Here is a 6190-nt window from a genome sequence, read left to right as displayed (position 1 = left end):
CTGCGCCGCCGCGTGCATGCCGGCCTGAACAAAGGTGAGGCGCGCAACTCGCTGGCCAGGGCGGTGTTCTTCAACCGCCTTGGGGAAATCAGGGATCGGAGCTTCGAGCAGCAGCGCTACCGGGCCAGCGGCCTCAACCTGGTGACGGCGGCTATCGTGCTGTGGAACACGGTGTACCTGGAGCGCGCCATCCAGGGGTTGGTCGAGGCCGGCAAGCCGGTGGACGGCGAGCTGCTGCAATTCCTGTCGCCGCTGGGCTGGGAGCACATCAACCTAACCGGCGATTACGTCTGGCGGCAGAGCCGCAGACTGGAAGACGGGAAGTTTCGGCCCCTACGGATGCCCGGAAAACCTTAGCGTACGATTTTTTCCGAATTCTGCGGGCTCCCCTGAAACAGCGCGGCCTGTTCCCCGCGCGGGATCAGCGCCTTTGACTCGATCAGCGTGATGGCGGTGGCCGCCGCCTCCAGCATCTGCCACTGCACCGCCGGGGCCAGAATCTCGTAGGGACGCCACAGACTCTGCCCGGCGCGCAGCGGATGGCCGCAGCGCTCCCAGACATGGCGGATGCTCGCCGAGCAACTGCCGCAGTGCGAGAGCGGCGTGTTCAGCTCATCAAGCAGGGTGCGCAGCAGCCGGAACCACAAGCCGGCGTGGACACGCCGACGCGGCAGCTCCACAAAACCCGTCGTCAGCGCCTGCCAGGTGCGCCGGTCCATGCAGGCGATTGCGTCATCGGCAGGGCGCGGCGCAGCATCGGCGATTTCCCACTGAAGATACCGGCCGTGCATGCCCCAGTAGGACTCCAGCCAGCAGCCATGCTGCGGGCAGCTCAGCATCAAGGGGAGCTGCCAGACGAGTAGCACAGCTTGATTCGTTGGATCGTTCAGACACTGCGGACACGCCCGGCGAATCGTCTGGCTCGGTAGCCAGGCACGCCAGCGAGTGATGGACCGCACCTTGCGGGTGCGCTTGGGCAGGAGCACCGCGCATTGGAATGTATAGGTTTCCAAGGCTGCTGGTACCGAATCGTCGAGACTGTCGAGCAGCCACGGCACCCAGCCTGCAAGACTCATGCTGCGCAACCGCTCCAGCTCGACGCCACTGCGCTGGCAGAGCGCCGTCAGCAACGACAAGGATGGTGCGGTATCCAGGTCATCAAGTTGGCTGTGACCAAGATCGTGGGCCAGCAGCTCGTGCACGTCCATCTGGTAGCAGGCGGCGACCCGGTTGAGCCATGAGGACAGGGCTTCGCCTTCCTTGGGTGCCGGATGCAGCGGCCAGCGCGGCGCGGACTTCACATCAGTTCCCGCTCGAACTGTCGCCGCCGCTCACTGGGGCCGATGTAGTCGGCCATGCTGAGCGTGCGGTGGTTGATCGCTTCCTCGCCACTCTCCACGGCGGCGACGGCCGCCGCCACCAGCAGATGTGCAAGCTCGCCGATGGTGCCTTCGCTCCGGGTGAGCAGGTAGCGGGCCATGTCCAGCGTGGCAATCGGGGATGGCCGCCGTAGCGGGAGTGACGCCGCGAAGCTGGCCAGCAGCGAGCAGCAGTCCTCATTGGCCTCCCACGGCGGCAGCAGCATCGGCTCGAAGCGGTTTTCCAACTGATCGTCCGAACGGATGGCCAGGTACGCCTCGCGCGTGCCGACCCCGACCAGGGGGATACGCAGCTCGTTGCCGAGGAAGCGCAGCAGGTTGAGGAACTCGCGCCGGTTAACGCTGTTGCCAGCCAGTACATTGTGCAGTTCGTCGATCACCAGCATGCGCACGCCGACCTTGCGCAGCAGGGCCAGCGCCAGTTGCTCCATTTCCGGCAGCCGTGGGCGCGGGCGCAGCGGCGCGCCCATCGCAGCCAGCAGCGCGACATAGAAGCGGATCACCGATGGCTCTGACGGCATCTGCACGACCAGCACCGGGATATGTTCTTGGTCAGCGTCGGTGCCGACCGGGTGCGCCCGCCGGAATTTCTCGACGATCATCGACTTGCCGTTGTTGGTGGGGCCGACCAGCAGCAGGTTTGGCATGCGTTGCTTGTTCGGCCACGCATACAGAGTTTCCAGCCGGTTCAGCGCCTCGACCGCGCGCGGGTAGCCGATCCAGCGGTCGGCGCGAATGCGCTGGATGCGCTCGTCTGCCGGCAGCCTGGCCAAACCCTGTGCCGCTGGCAGCAGGTGGGACAGGTCAATGACGGGATATTCGTCCACGGCTACCACTCCTCGATCTGATCGAACGGTTTGGCCGGCGGCAGGTTGTCTGCCTGCGGGTCAGCCATGTCCACATCCGGCGGTATGGGCTTGGCCGGTGGCTCCGACGTCTTGAGGTGCTGGCGGCGATCAGCGTCGCGCCGCGCCTTGCGCGTGGCCTTCTGGGCGGTGGTCACGATCTCGCGCATCTGCCCGATCATGCGGAACAGCGCCGACTCGTCCACCTGCTCGCGCCCGAGCTGACGCAATTTGGCCAGCGCCTGGCGTTGTTCCCAGAGGGTGACGGCCGGATGGGACAAGGTGCGGTAGTGGATCTCCAGATAGTGCTGACCTTCCGGTTCCAGTACCCAGATGCGGCTGATGTCGCGCGGATCGCGCCGGATCAGGAAGGCGGGCAAGCGCTCGCGCCGGGCAATCCACGGCTTGAGGGCGTCGGCGTAGTAGTGGATGTGGTCGATGACAAAGCCGGTGCGGGTCAGGGTGCGGCGGATCACCGGCAGGAAATCGACCAAAAACGCGGTGGGGCGGGTAACGACGGCCGGGACGCCAACGCGCTCCACGGCCTCGGCCCAGCGCGCGGCCGGCGGCTGGAGCAGGCCGTTGTGCACGGAGCCGTGATAGGTGCCTACCGCCAACGCGAGCCAGCGCTCCAGCTCGCGCAGCGTCAGGGTGGCCATCTTCTCGGAATCGTACTCGCCGCGCTGGCCGGGATTGGAGAAGGTCGTCCCCGGTAATTCGTCGTGGATCATCTGCATCGCCGTGCCGATGATCCGTTCCACGATGCCGCCGTAGTGCGGCTGGCCTGGTGGGCGATAGTCCAGCCGGATGCCATGCTGTTCGCAGCCACGGCGCAGCGCTTCGCTTTTGAACTCGGCCGCGTTGTCCAGATAGAGCAGCCTGGGCTTGCCGCTCATCGGCCAGTCCATTTCCACATTCAGCCCTTCCAGCCAGGGCCGCTTGTCGCAGGCGGCATGCGCGAGGCATAGGCCGACCGAGACGGCGGACGGCGCTTCCAGCGTGACCACCATGCCGAGTACGCAGCGCGTGAACACGTCGATGGCGAGGGTCAAATATGGGCGGCCAATCGGTTGCCGGTCGCGCTCGTCGACCACGATCAGGTCGATGACGGTGTGGTCGATCTGCACCTGTTCCAGCGGCATGGTGACTTCGGGCGGAATGCCACCCGCGCCTTGCAAGGGACGGGCAGCGTCCTGCCCGCCCCGGCTGCGGGCTATTTTCGCCGGGTGTAGTCCGGCAATCCGCTGGGCCACGGTGTTGCGCGCCGGCACCGGCAGCTTCTGGGTTTTGCACGCCTGCGCGACTTCGCGGTGGAACGCCGCCAGGCTGCGTTTCTGCTTGGTCAGGAAGCGCTTTTGCAGCAGCTCGCGGATGATGCGCTCGACCGGTTCCGGCAAGCGCCCCTTGCCTTTGCCGCCGCCGGATCGGCCGGGCGTCAGGTCTGTTACCAGGCCAGTACCCTGCCGGGCGCGACGGATCAGGACATATACCTGTCGCCGGGACAGGCCCAGCGCTTGGGCTGCCTCATCGGCGGCTTCATGCCCGACCACCTCAAGCGCTGCCAGTGGCCCGATGATTTCCGTCCGGTGCCGGGCTTGCGCCCATGCCTCGTCGGGCAGGGTGGCCACGCCTTGCGCGGCAATCGGTGGAGTGTCTGATGTCATGCCCAAACCTCGCTTTGGTGCACACGAGTATTGAGCATAGTCGAGATTGGTGCAGACGACTCCTGATATTGGGCTGTCAGGAGCCGTATGCACACCAGGCGTTACATCCAGTCAGATGGTGCGGTCGTCTTCTGAAAACGACACATGTGTCAACGAATGCGAAAGACCACTCTATTCTGACGACTCGGAGCGGCCTTGCCTGACGTCCGGTTAGGGTATAGCTCAATATGACACATGGCTGCAAATCGCTAATTTACCAACTATAAAGAGCTATGCTCTCAAGAAGCGGTTGCGCTAACCGATACAGTATAAATTAGGCCCCAAGTATTATTTTATTTGCACAAAGGTAATGATTATGTTTTTCAATAAAAACAAACAACTGCTGGACACAGAAAATAAGCTCTCAGAACTACAGTGGCAGCTTGATTCAATAAATCGAAATGTCGCGGAAATCAGATTCAGGCCAGACGGGAGCGTAATCTATGCGAGCAATATCTTTCTAGAGATGCTTGGTTACAAACTCGAAGAAATAGCAGGGCAGCACCACAGAATTTTCTGCGAAAAGAATTATGCTAGCACAGCTGATTATTCGCGCTTCTGGCAGAAATTGGCTGACGGCCATCCTCAATCAGGTTTATTTAGGCGGCTGCGCAAAGACGGTAACTTAGTATTGATTGAGGCTACTTATATTCCAGTTCAAAATCAAGATGGAAAAGTTATTGAAATCATTAAGATTGGCTCAGATGTCACTCAGAGAGAAAACGAGTTACTCTCACTAAGAGCCGTCCATGCAGCCATCTCCCGCTCGATGGCGGAGATCGAGTTCACACCTAACGGTGACATCCTGCATGCAAATGAGAATTTCCTCCGTGCTATGGGTTATCGCCTCAGCGATATCAAGGGTCGACACCACCGAATGTTCTGTTTCGATAATTTTTATCAAGAAAATCCAAATTTTTGGCAGAGTTTAAAGGGAGGAACTTTTTTAAGCGGGCAATTTGAGCGCAAGACCGCATCGGGAGAGACCATCTATCTTGAGGCCACCTACAACCCCGTCATTGATGAAGCCGGCCAGGTTGTGAAAGTGTTAAAATTTGCCACCGACGTCAGCTCGCAGAAGCATAAGGCTGATGAAATCCGTCAAGCCGCAGAGCTTTCCTTCACCACCGCCGAGGAGACATCTCAAATTTCCGTGCGGGGCATGGAGTCCCTTGCTAGTTCAATTGAATTATCTCAGAGCACACTTAATTTAATAAACGGTGCGGTTATTTTGATTACACAGCTAAATGCTCAGGCTAAAGATATCGAGAAAATTGTTACCACCATCCAAGGCGTGGCAGAACAAACTAACTTACTAGCACTTAACGCCGCAATTGAAGCTGCCCGAGCGGGTGAAACGGGCCGAGGCTTTGCTGTAGTAGCCGACGAGGTTCGTCAGTTGGCAGCTCGAACTAGCAGTGCCACCGTGGAAATCCAGAATGTGGTAACTGCTAACGGAAAGCTTACTCAGCAACTGAATATAGATATGAACAGCATCGCTAGAAGCGCCGAAGAAAACAACGATCAGATCGCAACTGTAACAACTATTATGCGTGAAATCAGTGACGGTGCAGACCATGTTGCCCGTACCGTATCGACGTTGTTCAAAGACAATAGCTAGTGTCCAGTTTTAGGCAAAATCAGGATCGGAACTTCGAGCCGCAGCGCTACAGAGCCAGAAGCCCAAACTTGGTGACGGCCATCGTGCTATGGAACACGATGTATCTGGAGCGCATCACTTGGGGCTGGTCGAGGCAAGTCGGTGGGCGGCGAGCTGCTGCAATACCTGTTGCCGCTGGGCTGGGAGCACATCAACCTGACTGGCGATTACGTCTGGCGGCAGAGCCGCAGGCTGGAGGTCGGGAAGTTCAGGCCGCTACGATTGCCCGGAAAACCTTAGCGTACGATTTTTTCCGAATTCTGCGGGCACCCCTGACTGGCAGCACTACCTCCCGCTGATCGAACGCAAGCCCGGTGCGCTGCGCAACGGCGCGCCCTTTGCTGATCTGCCGGCGCCGCTGCGTCAGCTTAAGCACGGTCTGGGGCGTCATGCCGGCGGTGACCGGATCATGGCGCAAGTCCTGGCTGCCGTACCGGTCGCCGGACTCGATGCCGTGCTGGTAGCCGTTGAGCTGGTACTGGAGAGCGGCAGCCTGAGCGCCGAACACATCCTCAATGTCGTGGCACGGCTGACAGCATCCGAACCACCACCCAGCGTCGAAACCCACTTATCGCTCAAGGAAGCCCCCGTCGCTAACACGGC

Annotated in this window: 4 protein-coding genes and 4 pseudogenes; 5 read left to right on the top strand and 3 right to left on the bottom strand. The window is 60.4% G+C overall.

What is annotated here, in order from left to right:
• A partial coding sequence (locus HMPREF2924_RS25015) for a Tn3 family transposase (protein WP_141765575.1) occupies positions 1-357 on the top strand: 357 nt, incomplete at its 5' end.
• Between the two features lie 35 nt (positions 358-392).
• Here the strand turns inward: HMPREF2924_RS25015 and HMPREF2924_RS25010 are convergent.
• From HMPREF2924_RS25010 to HMPREF2924_RS25000, 3 genes and pseudogenes are all read right to left on the bottom strand, one after another.
• Positions 393-1301: pseudogene (locus HMPREF2924_RS25010) on the bottom strand (TniQ family protein); the annotation flags it as partial.
• Positions 1298-2206, bottom strand: coding sequence for a TniB family NTP-binding protein (locus HMPREF2924_RS25005; protein WP_003465065.1), 909 nt, complete (start codon positions 2204-2206; stop codon positions 1298-1300). The gene HMPREF2924_RS25005 and the pseudogene HMPREF2924_RS25010, both read right to left, overlap by 4 nt.
• Before the next feature lie 2 nt (positions 2207-2208).
• The gene (locus HMPREF2924_RS25000; protein WP_003465068.1) at positions 2209-3888 is read right to left on the bottom strand and encodes a Mu transposase C-terminal domain-containing protein; all 1680 of its coding nucleotides are present in this window, start codon (positions 3886-3888) and stop codon (positions 2209-2211) included.
• A 349-nt stretch (positions 3889-4237) separates the two neighbouring features.
• On the opposite strand from HMPREF2924_RS25000, the pseudogene HMPREF2924_RS37085 reads away from it, so the two are divergent.
• The 4 genes and pseudogenes from HMPREF2924_RS37085 to HMPREF2924_RS34875 all read left to right on the top strand — a co-directional run.
• Positions 4238-5002: pseudogene (locus HMPREF2924_RS37085) on the top strand (PAS domain-containing protein); the annotation flags it as partial.
• A gap of 87 nt (positions 5003-5089) precedes the next feature.
• Positions 5090-5548: a methyl-accepting chemotaxis protein gene (locus HMPREF2924_RS37080; protein ID WP_255342433.1), complete on the top strand. Its 459-nt coding sequence runs from the start codon at positions 5090-5092 to the stop codon at positions 5546-5548.
• Positions 5549-5568: 20 nt separating this feature from the next.
• Positions 5569-5827: pseudogene (locus tag HMPREF2924_RS36595) on the top strand (Tn3 family transposase); the annotation flags it as partial.
• Between the two features lie 34 nt (positions 5828-5861).
• Positions 5862-6190 (top strand): annotated as a pseudogene (locus HMPREF2924_RS34875) (IS21 family transposase); the annotation flags it as partial.

The organism is Pseudomonas sp. HMSC063H08 (genome assembly GCF_001813645.1).
In the GTDB taxonomy this organism is placed as follows: domain Bacteria; phylum Pseudomonadota; class Gammaproteobacteria; order Pseudomonadales; family Pseudomonadaceae; genus Pseudomonas; species Pseudomonas aeruginosa.
Note: the sequence above shows the minus strand (reverse complement) of the source record. Positions and strands in the feature narration are given on the sequence as shown.

Excerpts from the sequence above, each read along its gene's own strand:
- HMPREF2924_RS37080 (WP_255342433.1), top strand. The coding sequence starts at position 5,090 with ATGGAGTCCCTTGCTAGTTCAATTGAATTATCTCAGAGCACACTTAAT.
- HMPREF2924_RS25000 (WP_003465068.1), bottom strand. The coding sequence starts at position 3,888 with ATGACATCAGACACTCCACCGATTGCCGCGCAAGGCGTGGCCACCCTG.